This window comes from Sphingomonas sp. CFBP 8765 (genome assembly GCF_014841445.1).
In the GTDB taxonomy this organism is placed as follows: domain Bacteria; phylum Pseudomonadota; class Alphaproteobacteria; order Sphingomonadales; family Sphingomonadaceae; genus Sphingomonas; species Sphingomonas aerolata.
In genome coordinates this window covers 505,488-525,666 of record NZ_JACYTY010000002.1, presented here as the reverse complement: position 1 = coordinate 525,666, position 20,179 = coordinate 505,488, and the positions used below count along the sequence as shown (strand labels likewise).

Annotated in this window: 16 protein-coding genes and 1 tRNA gene; 12 read left to right on the top strand and 5 right to left on the bottom strand. The window is 66.4% G+C overall.

Features of this window, described 5'->3' with window-relative positions:
* The first annotated feature begins 10 nt into the window (after positions 1 to 10).
* The 4 genes from IFT87_RS07040 (at position 11) to msrB (ending at position 4,071) form a co-directional block, all read left to right on the top strand.
* Complete coding sequence (locus IFT87_RS07040; RefSeq protein ID WP_037528830.1) at positions 11 to 928, top strand: ABC transporter ATP-binding protein; 918 nt, start codon at positions 11 to 13, stop codon at positions 926 to 928.
* A complete protein-coding gene (locus tag IFT87_RS07035) occupies positions 925 to 2,157 on the top strand; it encodes an ABC transporter permease (RefSeq protein WP_037528832.1) in 1,233 nt (410 codons plus the stop codon). Before IFT87_RS07040 ends, IFT87_RS07035 begins: the two co-directional genes overlap by 4 nt.
* 142 nt (positions 2,158 to 2,299) lie before the next feature.
* Complete coding sequence (locus tag IFT87_RS07030) at positions 2,300 to 3,502, top strand: cytochrome P450 (protein WP_342211141.1); 1,203 nt, start codon at positions 2,300 to 2,302, stop codon at positions 3,500 to 3,502.
* A 62-nt stretch (positions 3,503 to 3,564) separates the two neighbouring features.
* Positions 3,565 to 4,071: a peptide-methionine (R)-S-oxide reductase MsrB gene (gene msrB / locus IFT87_RS07025; RefSeq protein ID WP_192007943.1), complete on the top strand. Its 507-nt coding sequence runs from the start codon at positions 3,565 to 3,567 to the stop codon at positions 4,069 to 4,071.
* Positions 4,072 to 4,084: 13 nt separating this feature from the next.
* On the opposite strand, the gene IFT87_RS07020 is transcribed toward msrB, so the two are convergent.
* On the bottom strand, positions 4,085 to 4,699 hold the full coding sequence (locus tag IFT87_RS07020; protein WP_192007942.1) for a CHAP domain-containing protein: 615 nt from the start codon (positions 4,697 to 4,699) through the stop codon (positions 4,085 to 4,087).
* A 344-nt stretch (positions 4,700 to 5,043) separates the two neighbouring features.
* On the opposite strand from IFT87_RS07020, the gene IFT87_RS07015 reads away from it, so the two are divergent.
* On the top strand, positions 5,044 to 5,832 hold the full coding sequence (locus IFT87_RS07015) for an SDR family oxidoreductase (protein WP_159512323.1): 789 nt from the start codon (positions 5,044 to 5,046) through the stop codon (positions 5,830 to 5,832).
* A 161-nt stretch (positions 5,833 to 5,993) separates the two neighbouring features.
* On the opposite strand, the gene IFT87_RS07010 is transcribed toward IFT87_RS07015, so the two are convergent.
* Positions 5,994 to 8,252 carry an NADP-dependent malic enzyme gene (locus tag IFT87_RS07010; protein ID WP_031394701.1) on the bottom strand — a complete coding sequence of 753 codons (2,259 nt, stop codon included), beginning with the start codon at positions 8,250 to 8,252 and terminating at the stop codon, positions 5,994 to 5,996.
* A 151-nt stretch (positions 8,253 to 8,403) separates the two neighbouring features.
* On the opposite strand from IFT87_RS07010, the gene mutS reads away from it, so the two are divergent.
* From mutS to IFT87_RS06995, 3 genes are all read left to right on the top strand, one after another.
* Positions 8,404 to 10,983 carry a DNA mismatch repair protein MutS gene (gene mutS, locus IFT87_RS07005; protein ID WP_192008184.1) on the top strand — a complete coding sequence of 860 codons (2,580 nt, stop codon included), beginning with the start codon at positions 8,404 to 8,406 and terminating at the stop codon, positions 10,981 to 10,983.
* Between the two features lie 91 nt (positions 10,984 to 11,074).
* Positions 11,075 to 12,058, top strand: a complete 984-nt coding sequence (locus IFT87_RS07000) for a cation diffusion facilitator family transporter (protein WP_192007941.1) — start codon at positions 11,075 to 11,077, stop codon at positions 12,056 to 12,058.
* Between the two features lie 52 nt (positions 12,059 to 12,110).
* Positions 12,111 to 12,539, top strand: coding sequence for a glycine zipper 2TM domain-containing protein (locus tag IFT87_RS06995; RefSeq protein ID WP_192007940.1), 429 nt, complete (start codon positions 12,111 to 12,113; stop codon positions 12,537 to 12,539).
* A 78-nt stretch (positions 12,540 to 12,617) separates the two neighbouring features.
* Here IFT87_RS06995 and IFT87_RS06990 read toward each other — a convergent pair whose 3' ends face one another.
* A complete protein-coding gene (locus IFT87_RS06990) occupies positions 12,618 to 13,646 on the bottom strand; it encodes a polyprenyl synthetase family protein (RefSeq protein WP_192007939.1) in 1,029 nt (342 codons plus the stop codon).
* Between the two features lie 101 nt (positions 13,647 to 13,747).
* On the opposite strand from IFT87_RS06990, the gene IFT87_RS06985 reads away from it, so the two are divergent.
* The 4 genes from IFT87_RS06985 (at position 13,748) to IFT87_RS06970 (ending at position 18,643) form a co-directional block, all read left to right on the top strand.
* Positions 13,748 to 14,026: a chorismate mutase gene (locus IFT87_RS06985; protein WP_031439230.1), complete on the top strand. Its 279-nt coding sequence runs from the start codon at positions 13,748 to 13,750 to the stop codon at positions 14,024 to 14,026.
* 142 nt (positions 14,027 to 14,168) lie between these two features.
* Complete coding sequence (locus IFT87_RS06980) at positions 14,169 to 14,828, top strand: dTMP kinase (RefSeq protein WP_192007938.1); 660 nt, start codon at positions 14,169 to 14,171, stop codon at positions 14,826 to 14,828.
* A 21-nt stretch (positions 14,829 to 14,849) separates the two neighbouring features.
* Complete coding sequence (gene pncB, locus IFT87_RS06975; protein ID WP_037528844.1) at positions 14,850 to 16,154, top strand: nicotinate phosphoribosyltransferase; 1,305 nt, start codon at positions 14,850 to 14,852, stop codon at positions 16,152 to 16,154.
* A gap of 53 nt (positions 16,155 to 16,207) precedes the next feature.
* Entirely contained in the window at positions 16,208 to 18,643 is a 2,436-nt protein-coding gene (locus IFT87_RS06970) for a hypothetical protein (RefSeq protein WP_052380808.1), read from the top strand.
* 22 nt (positions 18,644 to 18,665) lie between these two features.
* Here IFT87_RS06970 and IFT87_RS06965 read toward each other — a convergent pair whose 3' ends face one another.
* Entirely contained in the window at positions 18,666 to 19,985 is a 1,320-nt protein-coding gene (locus tag IFT87_RS06965) for a M20/M25/M40 family metallo-hydrolase (protein ID WP_037528846.1), read from the bottom strand.
* A 66-nt stretch (positions 19,986 to 20,051) separates the two neighbouring features.
* A tRNA-Val gene (locus IFT87_RS06960) sits at positions 20,052 to 20,127 on the bottom strand.
* Positions 20,128 to 20,179 lie beyond the last annotated feature (52 nt).

Sequence of the window (20,179 nt, the reverse complement as noted above, 5' to 3'; positions counted from 1 at the left end):
TGAAGGAAGTTTGCGCGTGGGCGAGGAATGGGCGGTCAAGGCCAGCGGGCTGGTCAAGCGCTTCGGCGACCGGCGGGTGGTCGACGGCGTCGACATCGCCGTGCCGACCGGCGCGATCTACGGCGTGCTCGGCCCGAACGGCGCGGGCAAGACCACGACGCTGCGCATGCTGCTCGGGATCATCGAGCCCGATGAAGGCCACCGCACGCTGCTGGGCTTCGACAGCCCGCGCGACGCCTCGGATCATGTCGGCTATCTGCCGGAGGAACGGGGACTTTATCCCGCGATGAAGGCGCGCGAGGCGATCGCGTTCATGGGCGCGCTGCGCGGTCTCGACTGGAAGACCGGACGTGCGCGCGCGGTCACGCTGATGGAGGGGGCGGGGCTCGGCCATGCGGTCGACGAGAAGATCCGCAAATTGTCGAAGGGCATGGCGCAGCTCGTCCAGCTGCTCGGCTCGGTCGTCCACCAGCCCGATCTGCTCGTGCTCGACGAACCCTTTTCCGGGCTCGATCCGGTCAATCAGGAACGTCTTGAAAAGCTTATCCTTGTCGAGCGCGATCGCGGCGCGACGATCCTGTTCTCGACGCATATCATGAGCCATGCGGAACGGCTGTGCGACCGGCTGGCGATCATCGCCGGCGGCAAGCGCCGGTTCGAGGGGACCGTCGACGACGCGCGCGGCGTCCTGCCCCAGCGCGTGCACTACACCCCGCACCGTCCCGACCCCGCGATCCGCGGCGTGCTGCCCCCCGACGCACTGCCCGATCGCGACGGCTGGCGGTTCGAACTGCCGGGCGGCGGGATCGAGACGCTGCTGGTCCGGCTGATCGACGCGGGATACGGCATTTCCGGGCTCTCGATCGAACGCCCCGGGCTGCACGAGGCGTTCGTGCGAATCGTCGGCCAGCAGGAGGCGCAGCCATGACCCGCTTCCGCCGCACGCTGCGCCAGACCTTCACCATCGCCCGCCGCGATTTCACCGCAACCGTCTTCACCCCGATCTTCCTGCTCTTCCTGTTCGCGCCGCTCATCATGGGCGCCTTCGGGGCGGTCGGCGGGCTCGGCGCGGCCAGCGTGACCGACGGCGCGCAGGACAAGGCGCAGATCATCGCGATCCTCCCCGCCGCCGAGTCGCGTATGATGGCCGAGGCCGACACGCGGCTGCGCGGCATCTTCCGGCCAGGCGAGGGACCGCCCGACCTGACCACCCAGCCGGCCGCCGCCGCCGATCCTGCGGCACAGGCGCGCAACGCCTTCGATCGCAACGATATCGACGCCGCCGCAGTGCTTTACGGCCCGCTCGCGGCGCCGCAGATCCTCTATGGTCCCCGCGGCGACCGCGCCGCGGGCTATCTCGCGACGCTCGCGCAGACCACGCTCGCGGCGCAACAGGCGGGCGGCACGCTGCCCCCCATCGACGTGACCAAGACCCGGATCACGCGGTCGCGCGGATCGGTCGGCGGCCAGCATCAGTCGGCGTTCTTCGCGGTGTTCGGGATCTTCTTCCTGACGCTGTTCCTCTCCGGCCAGGTCGTCGGGACGATGGCCGAGGAGCGCAACAACAAGGTGATCGAGGTGCTCGCCGCCGCGGTCCCGCTCGAATCGGTGTTCTTCGGCAAGCTGATCGGCATGTTCGGCGTCGCGGTGCTGTTCGTCGCCTTCTGGGGAACCGTCGTCGGACAGGTCACTACATTGCTTCCCGCAGGCGCGGCGGCGGCGATCGGCGATCTCCGCCCCGCGGTCGGCGGGCCGATGTTCGCGCTGCTCTTCGCGGGCTATTTCACCATGGCCTATTTGCTTCTGGGATCAGTGTTTCTCGGCGTCGGCGCGCAGGCCTCGACGATGCGCGAGATCCAGATGCTGTCGCTGCCGATCACGATCCTTCAGGTCGCGATGTTCGGTCTCTCGTCCGCCGCGGTCTCGCGCCCCGGCAGCTGGATCGCGACGCTCGCCGAGCTCTTCCCGCTCTCCTCGCCCTTCGCGATGGCCGGGCACGCGGCCAATTCGCCCGAGCTCTGGCCGCACGTCGCCGCCTTGGCCTGGCAGGCCTTGTGGGTGACGATCTTCATCGTCGTTGGCGCACGACTGTTCCGCCGCGGCGTGCTCCAGTCGGGCAGCGCCCGGCCCTTCTGGCGCCGCGCGAAACCGCACTGACACAGGTTGTTGACATCGCTGTCAGTAATTGGTCTCCTGCCCGAAAACAGGAGAGTGATGGGTGGCGACGCTTGCAGGGGACATCACGACGGCTCCGCTTGGCGGCCCCGTAACCAACGGGGCGGCAGCCGGAAAACCCCCGATCGACCCGCTCGATGTCAGTCGCGCGGACCTCTACCGCGACGATGTCTGGCACGCCCCCTTCCGCCACCTTCGCGCGCATGCCCCGGTCCACCATGTCGCGAGCTCGGATTACGGCCCCTATTGGTCGGTCTCGAACTACCGGGGGATCGTCGAGGTCGAGTCGCTGCCCGACCTCTACTCCTCCGAAGCCGGCGGCATCACGCTCGCCGATTTTGACCGCGATCGCGACGTTCGCATGCCGATGTTCATCGCGCGCGATCGCCCGATCCACACCAGCCAGCGCCGCACGGTGGCGCCCGCCTTCACGCCGAGCGAGATGACCCGCATGTCGCCCGACATCCGCCGGCGCACCGCGGAGATCCTCGACGGGCTCGACTGGAACACGCCGTTCGACTGGGTGGACCGCGTCGCGATCGAACTGACGACGCAGATGCTGGCCATCCTGTTCGACTTCCCCTGGGAGGATCGGCGCAAGCTGACCTTGTGGTCGGACTGGGCGGGCGACATCGAACTCGTCAAGAACGAGGAGACGCGCAAGCAGCGGCTCGCGCATATGTTTGATTGCGGGGCCTATTTCCAGACTCTCTGGAACGCCAAGATCGACCGGCCGCCGACCCCCGACCTGATCTCGATGATGATCCATTCGGATGCGATGGCGCATATGGAGCATCACGAATTCATCGGAAACCTGATCCTCCTGATCGTCGGGGGCAATGACACGACCCGCAACTCGATGTCGGCGCTGGCCTATGGCCTCGACGCATTTCCCGACGCCCGCGCCATGCTCGAAGCGGATCCGGCGCTCATTCCCAACGCCGTGAGCGAGATCCTCCGCTGGCAGACGCCGCTCGCGCACATGCGGCGCACCGCAACGCAGGATACCGAACTGCAGGGCCAGTCGATCAAGGCCGGCGACAAGCTGGCCCTGTGGTATCTGTCGGCGAATCGCGACGAGAGCGTGTTCGGGGATGATGCCGACGCGATCCGCGTCGACCGTCCCAATGCGCGCCGTCATCTCGCCTTCGGCCACGGCATCCACCGTTGCGTCGGGGCGAGGCTCGCCGAGATGCAGCTCGCGATCCTGCTCGAGGAAATGGCGAAGCGCCGAATGCGGATCAACGTGGTCGGCGCCCCCACCCGGGTCGCCGCGTGTTTCGTCCACGGCTATCGTTCGCTCCCGGTCGAGATCAGCCGCTACTGACTTTCATCGCCCGCCTCCGCGCGCATCCTGTTCGCGGCAAGGTTCGTACTTATATCATGACCATGACACACACATCGCCCGATCGCCGCACGTTCCTCACGCTCGCCGGCGCCGGCGCGGCGGGCTTTGCCCTCTGGGGCTGCTCGTCGCAGTCCGCCCAGGCCGCCGAACGCTTCGAGGTCACACTGAGCGACGCGCAGTGGCGCAAGAAGCTGTCGCCGGATGCCTATAACGTGCTGCGCAAGGAAGGAACCGAGCGACCCTATTCGAGCCCGCTCAACGGCGAACATCGCGCCGGGATCTTTTCCTGTGCCGGCTGCGCGCTGCCCGCCTTTTCGTCAAAGACCAAGTTCGAGAGCGGGACGGGATGGCCGAGCTTCTGGCAGCCCTTGCCCAATGCCGTGCGGACCCGGGTCGATTCGACGCTCGGGATGGCGCGGACCGAGGTGCATTGCCGACGCTGCGGCGGGCATCTCGGCCATGTGTTCGACGACGGCCCCAAGCCGACGGGAAAGCGCTATTGCATGAACGGCGATGCGCTGACGTTCCGGGCGATGGCGGCCCAGTAATCGCTTAACTGGTTCAGCCCGCGTCGTTTACGAGCGTGAAGATGCCGCGCGGGTCGGTCGGGCCATGCTGCACCGTGGCGAGCTGAGCAGCGTTGGCACGCTGCGTTGCGCTCGGCACGCTGACCATCTGGAGCGACGGCTGGGCGGGGGCGTCGAGCATGTCGCCACGCGGTGCATGGCCTGAATAGATGAAGCCCTTGGTCGGATAGGCCGAGGTACCGAGATCGCCCTGCGGCCCGTACCAGACCTTGACCATGCTCCAGTCACCCGCGTCGGACACGTCGATCGCGCGGACATTGGTTTCGATCGCACCGCGGCGCGACCAGTTGGCATGGGTCAAGAGCACTTCGCGGTCGCTGACGACCTTCGAGACCATTGCGACATGGCCGACGCGCATCCGCGAGGTGGGCGAGAAAGCAAGGACGGCACCGGCCTTTGGTGCATGGCCACGCTCGTAACGGCCCTCGGCCTGGCTCCACCAGGTGTTCGCATTGCCACGGATCTCGATGCCCGACACCGAGCGGGCAAAGGTCACGCACTGCCAGAACTGGGCCGCTGCCGGTGTGGCCGTCATCAGGCCGCACGATACCACCAGCGCAAAACGCGCTGCTAACGCCTTGAAATTCATCGAGACCCCCCGGTCAAAACCCGTTCGTCACAGTCTGGCTACGGGAGTGCGGATTTAATTGAAAGGCGTCGCGGAACCATATCCGACGAAGCGTGTTGCCGCGCCGACGAGCCCCTTTTTTAGCCGACTATGCCGCCCTTTTCCGATGCTCTGCCGTCGATGTAGCGGACACGCGCATGCGGGCCGGGATCGTTAGTCCCGCACCCATCAAGAGAGCGCAGGAGGGCCGGCTTTGCGCTAACAGTACGGCGCACCACCTCGTCAAACCACGGCGATTCGAAAAACGGGTTTGCTACGCACGCAGCGCGGCGATACCAGTCGCAAAAATCTCTGGAGGATGCCGCATGGATACGACCACCCTGTTCCGTCTCGACGGCCGCGTCGCGCTGATCACCGGCGGCAGCCGCGGCATCGGCAAGATGATCGCGGCGGGCTTCATCGCACAGGGCGCCAAGGTCTATATCTCGTCGCGCAAGGCGGATGTCTGCGAAGCCGCGGCGGCCGAACTTGGCCCCAACTGCATCGCGCTGCCGCAGGACGTCTCGACCGTCGCCGGCTGCAAGGCGCTCGCGGCGCAGTTCGCCGAGCATGAGAGCCGGCTCGACATCCTCGTCAACAATGCGGGTGCGGCCTGGGGCGTGCCGTTCGAGGAGTTTTCGGAAGTTGGCTGGGACAAGGTCATGGACCTCAACGTCAAATCGCCCTTCTTCCTGACCCAGGCGCTTCACGCAGCGCTCAAGGCGTCAGGATCGCGCGATCGGCCGGCCAAGGTCATCAACATCACCTCGATCGACGGCCAGCGCCTAAACCCGTGGGAAACTTACAGCTATCACGCGTCGAAATCAGCGCTGATCTATCTGACCAAGCGCATGGCCGCGCGGCTCGTGACCGATTCGATCAACGTCACCTCGATCGCCCCCGGTGCGTTCGCCAGCGACATGAACAAGGCCGCCCGCGATCACGGCGACGCTGTCGCGCAAGGGATCCCGGCCAAGCGGGTCGGCGTCGACGAAGACATGGCCGGCGCCGCAATCTACCTCGCCAGCCGCGCCGGCGATTACGTGATCGGCGAGACCATCACCGTCGACGGCGGCCTCGTCCACGCCTCGCTAGGCACGAGCATCGACGCTTGATCACAAACCCCTCTCCCCTCGGGGGAGAGGGAGGGGCCCGCCGCGCAGCGGTGGGAGGGTAAGGGACAGTTGGGACTCACCGTCCGAGCCTCAAACCCCTCACCCTTCCCACGGCAAGTGCCGCGGGCCCCTTCCCTCTCCCCCAAGGGGAGAGGGAGAGTTCACCGAGCAATCCCACCCGCGGCGAGCACCGCCAGCGTCACCAGCTCGCTCGCCGTGCTCGTCATCGGCGCGACCTGCACCGGCTTCTCCATGCCGATCAGCATCGGCCCGATCACCGAATCACCACCAAGCTCGCGCAGCAGCTTGGCCGAGATATGCGCCGACTGAAGACCCGGCATGATCAGCACGTTCGCCGGCCCGGACAGTCGCGCGAACGGATAGTTCGCCAGCTGCTTCGGGTTGAGCGCCACGTCCGGCGCCATCTCGCCCTCATATTCGAATCCGACCTGACGGCCGTCGAGAACCGTCACCGCGTCGCGGATATTGTCGAGCCACTCGCCCTTCGGATTGCCGAAGTTCGAATAGCTCAGGAACGCGACGCGCGGCTCATGCCCCATGCGACGTGCGACCGCTGCGGTCTGCTCGGCGAAATCGGCGAGCTGTTCGGCGGTCGGGCGCTCATTCACCGTGGTGTCGGCGATGAACACCGTGTGGCTCTGCCCGACGAGCAGGTGGATGCCGAACGGCGTCTTGCCCGCGGCCGGATCGATCACGCGGTAGATCTGGCGCATCGTCTCGCCGTACGTGCGCGTGATGCCGGTGATCATCGCATCGCCTTCGCCGAGCTGCAGCAGCAGCGCACCGAAGATGTTGCGATCCTGGTTCACCATCCGCTCGCAGTCGCGCCGCAGATAGCCGCGACGCTGGAGCCGGGCATAGAGCAGCTCGACCATCTTCGGCACGAGCGGCGAGACGCGGCTGTTGTGCAGCTCGAAGCTCTCGGGATCGGTGACGCCCAGCGCGCGCAACCGGTCCGGAACGTCGTCGCGGCCGACCAGCACCGGGGTGCCATAGCCGCCCTCCTTGAACGCGATCGCCGCGCGCAGCACGACCTCTTCCTCGCCCTCGGCGAAGATCACGCGCTTGGGATGCGCCCGCGCGCCCTCATAGGCCATCGACAGCACCGAGGTGGTCGGGTTGAGACGTGCGCGCAGCGACTGGCGATACGCCTCGATGTCGAGAATCGGCTTGGTCGCGACGCCCGATGCCATCGCCGCCTTGGCGACCGCGACGGGAACGACCTCCATCAGCCGCGGATCGAACGGCGCAGGGATGATATAGGCAGGGCCGAAGCTGTGGCTGACGCCGTACGCCAGCGCGACCTCCTCGGGCACACGCTCGCGCGCAAGCTCGGCGATCGCATTGGCTGCGGCGATCTTCATCGCGTCGTTGATCCCCGTCGCGCGGACGTCGAGCGCACCGCGGAAGATGAACGGGAAGCACAGCACGTTATTGACCTGGTTCGGATAATCCGACCGTCCCGTCGCGACGATCGCGTCGGGGCGCGCAGCCATCGCCAGTTCCGGGCGAATCTCGGGCTCGGGATTGGCCATCGCGAAGATGATCGGCGCGGCCGCCATGTCCTTGACCATCTCGGGCTTGAGCGCGCCTGCCGCCGACAGGCCGAGGAACACGTCCGCGCCGACCAGCGCCTCGGTCAGCGTCCGCGCGCTGCTGGTCGTGGCATGTGCCGACTGCCACTGGTTCACATCGTCGCGACCCTGGTAGATCACGCCGGTACGGTCGCACATGATGACGTTGTCGGGCCGTACGCCCATCGCCTTCATCAGCTCGGTGCACGCGATCGCCGCCGCGCCCGCGCCGTTGACGACCAGCTTGATGTCGCCAAGCTTGCGCCCGGTCACGAGGCAGGCGTTGATCAGCCCGGCTGCACAGATGATCGCCGTGCCGTGCTGATCATCATGAAATACGGGGATATTCATCCGCTCGCGCAGCGTCTGCTCGATGATGAAGCATTCTGGCGCCTTGATGTCCTCGAGGTTGATGCCGCCGAAAGTCGGCTCCATCAGCTCGACCGCGTCGATGAAGCGATCGACATCCTCGGTCTTCAGCTCGATGTCGATCGAATCGACGTCGGCGAAGCGCTTGAAGAGTACCGCCTTGCCCTCCATCACCGGCTTCGACGCAAGCGCGCCGAGATTGCCCATGCCGAGGATCGCGGTCCCGTTCGAGATCACCGCGACCAGATTGCCCTTGGCGGTATAGTCATAGGCGGTCGAGGGATCGTCGGCGATCGCCTGCACCGGAATCGCCACGCCGGGCGAATAGGCGAGCGCGAGGTCGCGCTGCGTCGCCATCGGTTTGGACGCAATGATCTCGAGCTTCCCGGGACGGCCTTCCGAATGGAACAGCAGCGCTTCGCGTTCGGAGAACTGGAGATTATTGTCGTCGGACATAAGCGGGGCCTCGGGGGTATCTGCAGGGGGAGCCCCTGCCTTTACGGAACGCGTGGCTGTTCGTCACCCCTTGGGAACCCTTCGCAGTGCTATTGGACGTGCGGACGGTTTTCGCTACCCCGCGCCGATGTCCACTCCCGCCGCTACCCCGATGATGACGCAGTATCTCGGCCTCAAGGCCGAGGCGCAGGATTGCCTGCTGTTCTACCGCATGGGCGATTTTTTCGAGCTGTTCATGGACGATGCGCGCATCGCCGCGGCGGTGCTCGACATCGCGCTGACCGCCCGCGGCGAGCATGAGGGCAAGCCGATCCCGATGTGCGGCGTACCAGTCCACGCGGCCACCGCCTATCTCCAGCGACTGATCAAGGCCGGGCACCGCGTCGCGATCGCCGAACAGGTCGAGAGTCCGGCTGAGGCGAAGGCGCGCGGCGGATCGAAGGCGCTGGTCGCCCGCGCGATCGTGCGCGTCGTGACCGCGGGCACGCTGACCGAGGAAGCCTTGCTCGACGCGCGCAGCGACAATTGGTGCGTGGCGATCGGTGAAGCCGGGGGATCCGTCGCGATTGCCGCGGCCGACGTGTCCACCGGCCGGTTCGAGGTCATCGACGTCGCCGATGACGCGATCGGGGCCGAACTTGCGCGACTTGCCGCGGCCGAGATCGTCGTCGCCGAGGCGAGCGGTTTCGCAGAGGCCGCCACGACGCTGCGCCCCAGGAGCGATTTCGATAGCGGTGCGGGCGAGGCACGGCTCAAGCGGATCTACGGCGTCGCGACCCTCGACGGCTTCGGACAGTTCGGGCGGGCCGCACTGGCCGCGGCGGGCGGTCTGATCGCGTATCTCGAACATAATGCGAAGGGCGCGCTGCCCTTCCTGCGGCCGCCGCGAATCGGGCGGGCAGCACAGGTGATGGCGATCGACGCCGCGACGCGGGAAAGCCTCGAACTGACCTGCACCACCGGCGGCGTCCGCAAGGGAAGCCTGCTCGACGCGGTCGATCGTACCGTCACCGGTGCCGGTGCGCGGCTTCTCGGTGCCGATCTCGGAGCGCCCCTGATGGACAAGGCCGCGATCGACGCGCGGCTCGACCTTGTCCGGCTGTTCCATGACGACCAGGCGCTGCGCGAACGGTTGCGCGCGACGCTGCGCGCGCTGCCGGACATCGGCCGGGCGCTCGGCCGCCTCGCCGCGGGTCGAGGATCACCGCGCGATCTTGGCCAGTTGCGCGACGGTCTCGACGGCGCCTGGAACCTGGGGGAGCGGCTCGATGCACTTACCGATCCGCCGCGCCTGCTCAGCGACGTCGCACCGCTGTTGCGCGGGCATGGCAGCCTGATCGACCTGCTCAAGCGTGCGCTCGTACCATCGCCACCGATCGAAGCCTCTGACGGGGGGTATATCGCGGCGGGATATGACGCCGCTCTCGACGACCTGCGCGATACCGGCGCTGGGGGACGCCGCGCGATCGCCGCACTGGAGGCCGAGTTTCGCACCTCGACCGGCGTGTCCGCGCTCAAGATCCGCCACAATGGCGTGCTCGGCTATCATGTCGAGGTCCCTGCACGAGCTGCCGATTCGCTGATGAAGCCCGACAGCGGTTTCACGCACCGCCAGACCCTCGCAGGTGTCGTACGCTTCAACACGCCCGCGCTGCACGATGTCGCAACGAAAGTGTCGCAGGCGGGTGCGCATGCCACGGCGGCGGAGTCGGCCCATCTCGAGGATCTTACCGCGCGGGCGCTCGTCGGCCGCGAGGCGATCGCCGCGACTGCCGACGCGCTCGCCCGGCTCGATGTCGCCGCCGGTCTCGCCGAGCGCGCAGCCGAGGGGCAATGGTCGCGCCCGATCCTGGTCGACCATGCCTGTTTCGAGATCGAAGGAGGCCGACACCCGGTAGTCGAAGCCGCCGTCGCCAAGTCGGGCGACCGGTTCGTCGCCAACGACTGCAACCTGTCGGAATCCTCGCGACTGTGGCTCGTCACGGGCCCGAACATGGGCGGCAAATCGACCTTCCTGCGCCAGAATGCACTGATCGCGGTCCTGGCGCAGGCCGGAAGCTATGTGCCGGCGACCAAGGCCACGCTGGGTCTCGTCGACCGATTGTTCAGTCGCGTCGGCGCGTCGGACAATCTCGCGCGCGGCCGCTCGACCTTCATGGTCGAAATGGTCGAAACCGCCGCCATCCTCGCACAGGCGACGCCGCGCAGCTTCGTGATCCTCGACGAAGTCGGTCGCGGCACCTCCACCTATGACGGCCTCGCGATCGCCTGGGCCGTGGTCGAGGCGATCCACGAGGACAATCGATGCCGCTGCCTGTTCGCGACGCATTATCACGAGCTGACCCGGCTTGCCGAACGCTGCGAGGCGCTGTCGCTGCATCACGTTCGCGCGCGCGAGTGGAAGGGCGAACTCGTCCTGCTCCACGAACTCGCCGACGGGCCGGCGGATCGCAGCTACGGTCTGGCCGTCGCGCGCCTCGCCGGCATGCCGCCGGTCACCGTGCAGCGGGCGAAAGCGGTGCTTGCCAAGCTGGAAGCCGGGCGTGCCAAAACTGGCGGCCTGGCGGCGGGGCTGGATGATCTTCCGCTGTTCGCGGCCGCCGCGCAGATCGAGGAGGTGGCGTGCGACGTGCTGCGCGAAGACCTGGCGAAGCTCGACATCGATGCGATGAGCCCGCGCGACGCGCTCGGCGCGCTTTACCGGTTGAAGGCGCTCGCGACCGAGGGCTGAGCGCAAACCCGGCGAAAACCACTGTATTGCCGATACTTGCCCCCGGCCTGCAATCCCATCGCGCGGCGTCCTAGTATCACATGCAAGACGGATGCTACGCGCCGGCCGAATCATTGGAGCATGGGCTTTGGGCGGACACGGGCACGGGCATGCACACGGGCATGCAGGACATGGGCACGCACATGCACACAGCCATGCTCCGGCATCGTTCGACCGCGCGTTTGCGGTCGGGATCGGACTCAACGTGGCGTTTGTCGCGGTCGAGGCCTTGGTCGGATTGCGGATCAACTCGGTTTCGCTGCTCGCGGACGCCGGGCATAATCTCTCCGATGTGCTGGGCCTGGTCGTCGCCTGGGGCGGGACGATGCTCGCGCGAACCGAGCCGACCAAGCGCTTTACCTATGGGCTGAAGGGATCGACGATCCTTGCGGCGTTGACCAATGCGCTGCTGTTGCTCGTCGCGCTCGGGGCGATCCTGCTCGAGGCGACACAGCGTTTCGCAGATCCGACGCCCACGGCGGGCCTGACCGTATCGATGGTGGCCGGGATCGGCATCGCGGTGAACGCGATCACCGCCTGGATGTTCGCGCGCGGTCGCAAGGGGGACGTCAACATCCGTGGCGCCTATCTGCACATGGCCGCGGACGCGCTGGTATCGGCGGGGGTCGTGATCGCGGGCGTGCTGATCTGGCAGACCGGGATCTCCTGGATCGACCCGGCGGTCTCCATCGTCATCGCGGTCCTGATCTTCTGGCAAACCTGGGGATTGCTGCGCGAGACCGTCGAAATGGCGCTGTCCGCGGTACCGCGCGGGATCGAATTCGACCAGGTCGACGAGGCGCTATGCACCCTGCCCGGCGTGACGGCGATCCATGATCTGCACATCTGGCCGATGAGCACGACGGAGCCCGTCCTGACCGCGCACCTCGTCATGCCGGGCGGCCATCCCGGCGATCCGTTCCTCACCTCGACCCGCACGATGCTGCAGGAGCGTTTCGGGATCGGCCATGCCACGTTGCAGGTCGAGACGGGCGACGGTCAGCCATGCTCGATGACGCGCCACGCGGTGATATGAACCTTTGGGGCGTTGCGCGGGTTATCCTAGTATAGTTCTGGAGTAATACCCGATGAAGAAGTATGTTATCGCCGCGCTGATGTCCGTCGCCGTGGTCGCCCCCGCAATGGTGCCTGTCGAAGCCGCTGCTCAGCGTCATGACGACCGCCGGGGCCATGACGACCGCCGGGGGAATGATTCGCGCCGCGGCAACGACCGCAACTGGCGCGGTGACGATCGCAACTGGGATCCGTCGCGCAGCTATCAGAACGGCAATTACCGCGAGCGTCGTCTCGGCCGCAATGATCGCATCTATCGCGGCAACGATGGCCGGGCCTATTGCAAGCGCAACGATGGCACGACCGGGCTTGTGATCGGCGCGCTCGGTGGTGGTGTTCTTGCCAATCTGATCGGCGGCGGCACGCTCGGAACGCTGGCGGGTGCCGGTGGCGGCGCACTGCTCGGACGGTCGGTCGACCGCGGTAACGTCAAGTGCCGCTGAGCTTTTTTGCTCGGTAAACGAAGATGCGGCGGCCGAGCGATCGGCCGCCGTTATTGTGTCTGCCTCAGCCGGTTGAACTTAATAAGCGCGAGCCACCGCAAACTCGACGGCCTCGATCATCGCGTCCTTCGCCTCGCCATTGGCAAAGCCCGCAATCGAATCGATCGCCCGCTGACCATAATGCCGCGCCCGCGCAAACGTGTCGTCGATCGCGCGGGTTGCCCGGATCAGACGCACGGCATGCTGCAGGTCGGCATCGGTGTCGCGACGCCCCTCGACCGCATCCTTCCAGAATTGACGATCCTCGACCGATCCGCGCGCATAAGCGAGGATCACCGGCAGGGTCATCTTGCCTTCGCGGAAATCGTCGCCCGCATCCTTGCCCATCGTATCCGCATCCGAGACATAGTCGATCGCGTCGTCGACAAGCTGGAAGGCGATCCCGAGGTTGCGGCCATAGGCGTCGAGTGCCGCCTCTTCATTCTCGGGCCGATCGGCCACCACGGCAGCGATTCGGCAGGCGGCAGCGAACAGCGCCGCGGTCTTCGCGCCGATGATGTCGAGATAGCGCTCCTCGCCCAGATCGACGCGGCGGGCCGCCGTCAGCTGGTTGACCTCGCCCTCGGCGATGACTGCGCTGGTCGATGAGAGGATCTTGAGCGCCTTCAGGCTGCCCGCCTCGACCATGAGTTCGAAGCTGCGGCTGAACAGGAAGTCGCCGACCAGTACGCTCGCAGGATTGCCCCAGATGATGTTCGCGGTGCGGTTCCCACGCCGCAGGTCGGAGCCATCGACGACGTCGTCATGCAGCAACGTCGCGGTGTGGATGAATTCGACGGCCGCCGCGAGCAGGTGATGCTGCGTCCCGGCATAGTCCAGCAGCTGTGCACTCGCGAGCGTCAGCATCGGGCGCATCCGCTTGCCCCCGCCCGCGATCAGATGACCCGCCAATTCGGGGATCAACGGAATATCGGAGGTCATGCGCGCGACGATCACCGCATTGACCTGGTCCATGTCGGTGGTGACGAGCTTGACCATCGGGTCCAGCGAAGGCTGTGGCCCGGGATTCGAACGAGGGGAGTCGAGGCGGTGGACGGTGGCGCTCATCTGCCCGTGCCTCTGACGGCTACCGCCTCGCAAAGCAACCCTTGCCGGCTCGGCAAACCCTCACCAAAAGGCAGGCGACGGCAATAGGTGGAGGTTACACGATGCCCGACGACCTGCTGAGCGGCTATCGCCAGAGCATCGACAACATCGATGCGGCACTGATTCATATGCTTGCCGAGCGGTTTAAGGTGACGCAGGCGGTTGGCCGGCACAAGGCGGAGCACGGGCTGCCGGCCGCCGATCCCGGACGTGAAGAGCGTCAGATTGCGCGGTTGCGTCGGCTCGCCGAGGAAGCCCAGCTCGATCCGGAATTCTCCGAAAAGTTTTTACGGTTCATCATCGACGAGGTGATCCGCCACCACCAGAAACTTTGCGAATGACACGCTGGGCGGTGACAGCAGCTTGAGCACTGCACGGCATCGCCAAGGCGGCGCGGCGTCTCCGCCAGACCGCACGGCCCCGTATAATTTGCTACAGCACAGCTTTATCGACCTGCACGCGCGGGTCGGTTAGGGGAGCGCGATGAGCTTCCTCCTCGCTATCGAAGGCGCCGACGGCGCCGGTAAGGCCACGGCCTCCGCACTGGTCGTCGAGCAGTTGCAGGCCGCCGGACGCAGCGCCGCGGTCATTTCGTTCCCGCGCTATCCGGACACGGTCGGCGGCTGGGCGCTGGGGGCGATGCTCGCGGGCACGCTGCCACGCGGCACGTCACCAAAGGCCGCCGCCGTGCTCTACGCGCTCGACCGGATGGAATCGCGCGATCACCTGATGGCAACGATGGCGGCGAACGACGTCGTCGTGTTCGACCGCTATATCGCGTCGAACATGGCGTATCAGGCGGCGCAGGTGCCGGTCGACGAGGCGGATACGATGATGGCCTGGATTGCGGATCTCGAGACGCGCAGCTTCGCCCTGCCGATGCCCGATCTGTCCGTCTATCTCGATACGCCGGCTGACATTGCGCGCGGGCTGATCCGCCAGAAGCGCAAGCGCTCTTACACCGACGATGCGTTCGACGCGTATGAAGCGGATACCGGGCTCCAGGACCGCGTCCGCATCAACTATGCCGCGATGGCGGCGGCAGGCCTGCTCGGCCGCTGGGCGACCGTATCGACGGTCGAAGCTGGCGCGTCGCGACTGCCAGCGGACATTGCACGCGATATCGTTGCATTGCTGCGCTGAACGCCCCGGAAGGAGATCGGCATGGCCGTCACCGATATTGCCACGCGTACCTACGATCACGGGTTCAGGCTCGACCCGATCGTCCGCAGCCTGCTCGATACCGACTTCTACAAGCTGCTGATGTTGCAGATGATCCGTCACCTTCACCCCAAGGTGCAGACGACCTTTACCCTGATCAACCGCACGACGAGCGTGCGGCTGGCGGACATCATCGACGAAGGCGAACTGCGCGCGCAACTCGATCATGCGCGTACCGTGCGGTTCGGGAAGAAGGAGCTGATCTGGCTCGCTGGGAACAGCTTCTATGGCCAGGATCGCATGTTTGCGTCCGAATTCCTGCAGTGGCTTGCCGCCTTCCGGCTGCCCGAATACGATCTGCGGACCGTCGACGGACAGTTCGAGCTGCGGTTCGAGGGCTGCTGGGCGGAAACGACGATGTGGGAAATCCCCGCGCTTGCGATCATCAATGAATTGCGCGCACGCGTGGCGGTACGCGATCGCGGACGTTTCGCGCTCGACGTGATCTATGCGCGCGCGAAGGCCAAATTATGGGACAAGGTCGAACGGCTGAGGGATCTGCCCGATCTGGTCCTGTCCGACTTCGGTACGCGCCGCCGCCATGGCTTCCTGTGGCAACGCTGGTGCGTCGAGGCGCTTAAGGAAGGGCTTGGCAGCCGTTTCATCGGCACGTCGAACGTCTTGCTGGCGATGGATAACGATCTGGAAGCCATCGGCACCAACGCGCATGAATTGCCGATGGTCTATGCCGCACTGGCCGACGACGACCGGGGGATAGCGGATGCGCCCTACCGGGTGCTCGATGACTGGCGACGCCATTATGGCGGCAATCTGCTGATCGCGTTGCCCGACGCGTTCGGAACGAGCGCGTTCCTCGCGAACGCGCCCGACTGGGTCGCCGACTGGACGGGCTTCCGCCCCGACAGTGCACCCCCGATCGCCGGTGGCGAAGCGATCATTGCCTGGTGGAAGGCACAGGGTCGCGACCCTAAAACGAGACTGCTGATCTTTTCGGACGGCATGGATGTCGACACGATCGAAGAGACTTATCGGCATTTCCACGGCCGGGTGCGGATGAGTTTTGGCTGGGGGACCAATCTGACCAACGACTTCCGAGGGTGCGACCCCGATGGCATGGCCGGACTCGAGCCGATTTCGCTGGTTGCCAAGGTCACGCAGGCCAATGGACGCCCGGCGGTCAAGCTGTCGGACAATCCGGCCAAGGCGACCGGCGATCCGGGCGAGATTGCCCGGTACCTGCGAATCTTCGGCGACGAGGGCCGCACGAACGCGAAGGTCGCGGTCTAGACCCTGCGCCACCGCCCTAAAATGGCCATGCCCTGCCGCCACGGGTAGCGCCCATGGCTGTTTCGCGATTCCCCCTCGGCGCGTCGATTACCTGGTCGGGACGCATCGCGCTGCTCTTCGCCGCGCTGCTGCCGCTCACCCCGGCACAGGCTGACCCCGCGGCCTTCGACCTGTCTGGTCCGGCGCTGAACGTCATGGTGACGCACGGTGCGACGAGGTTGCCGATCGGGCAGGTGCCCAATCTCAGCGAAGGCGACCGGATCGCGGTGAGTGCGGATTTACCCCGTGATCAGGGTGTCCATTACCTGCTGGTGGCCGCATTCTTGCGCGGCGCGACCAATCCGCCCCCCAAAAACTGGTTCACGCAGGCCAAGACGTGGGAGCGGAAGAAAAAGACTCTCGACCTGACCGTGCCCGCTGGCGCACGCCAGCTGATCCTCTTCCTCGCGCCGGAAACCGGCGGGGGTTATGACTCGATCGTCGACGCCGTCCGCAAACAGCCCGGCGCGTTCGTCCGCGCCTCGCAGGAGCTCAACCAGGCGTCGCTCGACCGCGCGCGGCTCGACACGTTCCTGGACTCGATCCACCGCCTCGAGCGCACGCATCCTGAACGGATCGAGACCGTATCACCCGTCCTGACCCGCAGCCTGTCAATCACGCTCAAGGCCGAATGCCTCGAGCAGGCGATCGATCTCCAGGCGGCCTGCCTGACGCAGAGCCGAAGCTCGCTACTGCTGGCCGACAGTCACAGCGCATCGCTGACCGAAACCCTCGTCGGCGCCCCCACCGATCTGGCCTTGCAACTCGCCGCAACACCCGAGGCCGGATACGGCTATTACAGCTCCTATATCGGTGTCGTTCGCGATCTTGCCCGGATTTTTGGCGCATTCCAGTCGACCCAGTTCCAGTATATACCCGCCCTCGGCCGTGCGGCAGAGGCGCGCCTGTCGCTGTTGCTGAACGCCGCCCCCTCCTTTGCAAAGCCCAAGTCGGTCATGGTCGCGGCGCTTCCGGCGATCGAGGCGCCCGAGCCGCCGCCGCTGCGGACGATCGCGCCCGGTCGCGCGCTGTGTCGAGCACGAGAGGGTGTGCTGCTTCCAGTCGAAGGCGCGCCGCTGATCTATGCCACGCGCTATGCGCATGCGATGGCGGTCCGCGTGACGCGTGCCGACGGCAGCACGCTCGATCTGCCGGTCAGCGCCGATGTCGAACGCGGGGGTTTCCTTCTCGCCGGCCCGGGCAGCTACGGCGGCGATCTGCGAGTCAGCTTTGACGCCACGCTTCACGGCGTATGGGGCTTCACCCCGTTCGACGGTCCACGCTTTCGCATCCAGAGTCCGCGCGCGAACAGCTGGCGCGCGATCGAGGGCACCACGGTGATCGCCGGACGCGATAACAGCCTGACGATCGAGGGCGGAGCAGCCGCCTGTGTCGAGGACATCGCGCTCGCCCGCACCTCCGGCACGACCGAGCCGCTCAAATGGGCCGCATTGCCGGATGGCCGGATCACTGCAACGATCCCGAAGGCGCAGATCGCGGCGGGGCAGGTCAGCCTGCTCGTCCGCCAGCAGGGAATCGCAGACGTCGACACGATCGCCCTGACCGCCTTGACGGAGACGGGGCGGATCGACGCGTTCACGCTGCACGCCGGCGATCTTCATGGTGTCCTGACGGGCACACGGCTGGACACCGTCGCCTCGCTAAGCGTCGATGGCGCGGTATTCAGCCCTGGTGCGGTGGTACGGACCGGCAAGGCCGACGAACGCGTCATGACGGTCCACACGCCTGCTCCGGTCGCCGCCTGGACCGTAGGCCAGGATCGATCGGGGCGGGTGACGCTGAAGGACGGTCGCGTGCTGCCGGTCGCCGTGCATGTCGCTCCCGCGCGGCCGTCGGTCACACTCATCGACAAGACCTTCGCCCCGGCGGCGCACGCAGCGTCGCTGCCGATCACATTGCCGTCGGGCACCGTCATGTCGGTCGATGCCAGCCTGACCTTTTCGCTCCGCGGCGCGGGGGCGACCCGGTTCAGCGGACGCGAACAGGTCGAGATCGCCACGGTCGACGGACGCGCGTCGACGGTCATCGCCGCAGCGAACGGCTACCGCGTCCAGAGTGCACAAGTCGCGATTGCGACGATCGAACCGGCCAAGGCGCTGGGCGTATCGGCCTATGGCCCGCTGCGATACCGCCTCCTGCAGGACGGTGCGGAAAGCGACTGGGCGCCACTCGTCACCCTCGTCCGCCTGCCGACCATCACGGGCGTGACATGCGACAAGGGCGCGCCGCGCTGCCTGCTGACCGGTGACGCGCTGTATCTGCTCGCCGCTGTTGGCGGAGACGCGCAGTTCACCGGCGTTGCGGCAATTCCCGACGGCTATACCGCCAGTACGGTCGCCATTCCGCGCCCGACCGACACGCTGTTCCTCAAGCTGCGCGACGATGATTCAGTCGTTGCGACCGCCAAGCCGAACGTCGTCGACCGCTAGCCCAGAGAGGCGTCGAGCCTTGTCACAGATCCTTTGGCTCGCGTGAGAGGCGGGCCATCAGGATCGCGGCGCGCTTGGCCTGACGGCGAATGCTCGCAAGGTCGACCGTCTCCCCCGGTGCATGATCACCGCTGCTCGCGGTTCCGAGCCCGATCAGCCCGTCGACGTCACCCGCGACGAACGCAATGTCACCCGCACCCCGCTTGAGCGGATCGAGCGCCGTCATCTCGGGCAATCCCATGTCGCGATTGACCAGATTCAACCGGTCGAGCAGCGCGCGATTTCCCACCGTCGGCGGCATGGCGGGATACCCGCTTTCGAACCGGATCGTGGCATTCGTGCCGGGCGCATGCGCCGCGACGATCCGCTCCATCTTCGCACGGACCCGCATGGTCTGATCTTCGCTCAGGGTTCGGAAGTCGCCACGGGCGACCGCGGTTGCAGGGATGATATTGCCCTTGCCCGTCGCGCTCGCCCGGACGGCGTCGCTGTCGAGCGCCGCCGTCGCACCGCCCGCGACCACGCCCGTATTGAAGGTCAGGTTGGGTTCGGGCAGATCCTTGCGAAATGCCGACAGGATCCGGGCCATCTCGTTGATGGCGCCGTCACCATAGGCGTCCGAAAAGATCAGCGACGAGTGCCCGGTCTTGCCCGACGTGGTGAGCACCCATCCGTTCGACGACCGCCGCGCGATCGATCCCATGTCGCGACCCTCGACGACCGACAGGCCTTCGAAGTCGAGCGCGATGTCGGCGCGCTTGCCCGCTGCGATCAGATCGCCCCGCGCGATCGCCACCGGGTCGCCCGCATCTTCCTCATCGCCGGTCAGCACGATCTCGATATCGGCGGCGTCCAGCAGGCCGGCGGCCTTCATCGCCCGCAGCGCCGACAGCATCACGACGATCCCGCCCTTGTCGTCGCCCGCACCTGGCCCCGTCGCGCTCTCGCCTTTGCGTTCGAACCGTTGAAACAGCGAATCCTGCTCGAAAACGGTGTCGAGATGACCGATGAGCAACAGGCGTTTGGCGTCAGGCTTGCCCCGGTGCCGCGCAATCAGATGTCCCGCCCGCTGCGTCTGTGGCATCGGTTTCCAGGTCACCGCAAAGCCGAGTGGTTCGAGCTGCGCCCGGACCATCGCACCGACCTTGGCGACCCCTTCGAGGTTCATCGTGCCGCTATTCTGGTCGACGAGCGTCTTGAGCAGTTCGATCGAGCGCTCATGCTCGGCATCGACGGTCGCGACGGCCCGCATTTCTGCTGGCGTGAGGCGCGCCTGCGCCGCCCCTGCCAGAAGGATACTCCCGACCACCGTCGCGACCCACCAGAATTTCTCTCGTGCCATAAGCGTCTCAACTCCCTTGGCAGCATGAAAGCGGGGTTCGGCCGCCGCGTCCAGTGTCGGGAGATATGGTGGGCGCTGACGGGTTCGAACCGCCGACCTACTCGGTGTAAACGAGCCGCTCTACCAGCTGAGCTAAGCGCCCTCTCGGGATGAGACCCTGAGGTGGGGGTTCGATGCCAAAGCTGCGGCGTCGG

Excerpts from the sequence above, each read along its gene's own strand:
- mutS (WP_192008184.1), top strand. The coding sequence starts at position 8,404 with ATGATGACGCAGTATCTCGGCCTCAAGGCCGAGGCGCAGGATTGCCTG.
- msrB (WP_192007943.1), top strand. The coding sequence starts at position 3,565 with ATGACACACACATCGCCCGATCGCCGCACGTTCCTCACGCTCGCCGGC.
- IFT87_RS06995 (WP_192007940.1), top strand. The coding sequence starts at position 12,111 with ATGAAGAAGTATGTTATCGCCGCGCTGATGTCCGTCGCCGTGGTCGCC.
- IFT87_RS06990 (WP_192007939.1), bottom strand. The coding sequence starts at position 13,646 with ATGAGCGCCACCGTCCACCGCCTCGACTCCCCTCGTTCGAATCCCGGG.
- IFT87_RS06965 (WP_037528846.1), bottom strand. The coding sequence starts at position 19,985 with ATGGCACGAGAGAAATTCTGGTGGGTCGCGACGGTGGTCGGGAGTATC.
- IFT87_RS07035 (WP_037528832.1), top strand. The coding sequence starts at position 925 with ATGACCCGCTTCCGCCGCACGCTGCGCCAGACCTTCACCATCGCCCGC.
- pncB (WP_037528844.1), top strand. The coding sequence starts at position 14,850 with ATGGCCGTCACCGATATTGCCACGCGTACCTACGATCACGGGTTCAGG.
- IFT87_RS07000 (WP_192007941.1), top strand. The coding sequence starts at position 11,075 with ATGCTACGCGCCGGCCGAATCATTGGAGCATGGGCTTTGGGCGGACAC.
- IFT87_RS06970 (WP_052380808.1), top strand. The coding sequence starts at position 16,208 with ATGGCTGTTTCGCGATTCCCCCTCGGCGCGTCGATTACCTGGTCGGGA.
- IFT87_RS07020 (WP_192007942.1), bottom strand. The coding sequence starts at position 4,699 with ATGAATTTCAAGGCGTTAGCAGCGCGTTTTGCGCTGGTGGTATCGTGC.
- IFT87_RS06985 (WP_031439230.1), top strand. The coding sequence starts at position 13,748 with ATGCCCGACGACCTGCTGAGCGGCTATCGCCAGAGCATCGACAACATC.
- IFT87_RS06980 (WP_192007938.1), top strand. The coding sequence starts at position 14,169 with ATGAGCTTCCTCCTCGCTATCGAAGGCGCCGACGGCGCCGGTAAGGCC.
- IFT87_RS07015 (WP_159512323.1), top strand. The coding sequence starts at position 5,044 with ATGGATACGACCACCCTGTTCCGTCTCGACGGCCGCGTCGCGCTGATC.
- IFT87_RS07010 (WP_031394701.1), bottom strand. The coding sequence starts at position 8,252 with ATGTCCGACGACAATAATCTCCAGTTCTCCGAACGCGAAGCGCTGCTG.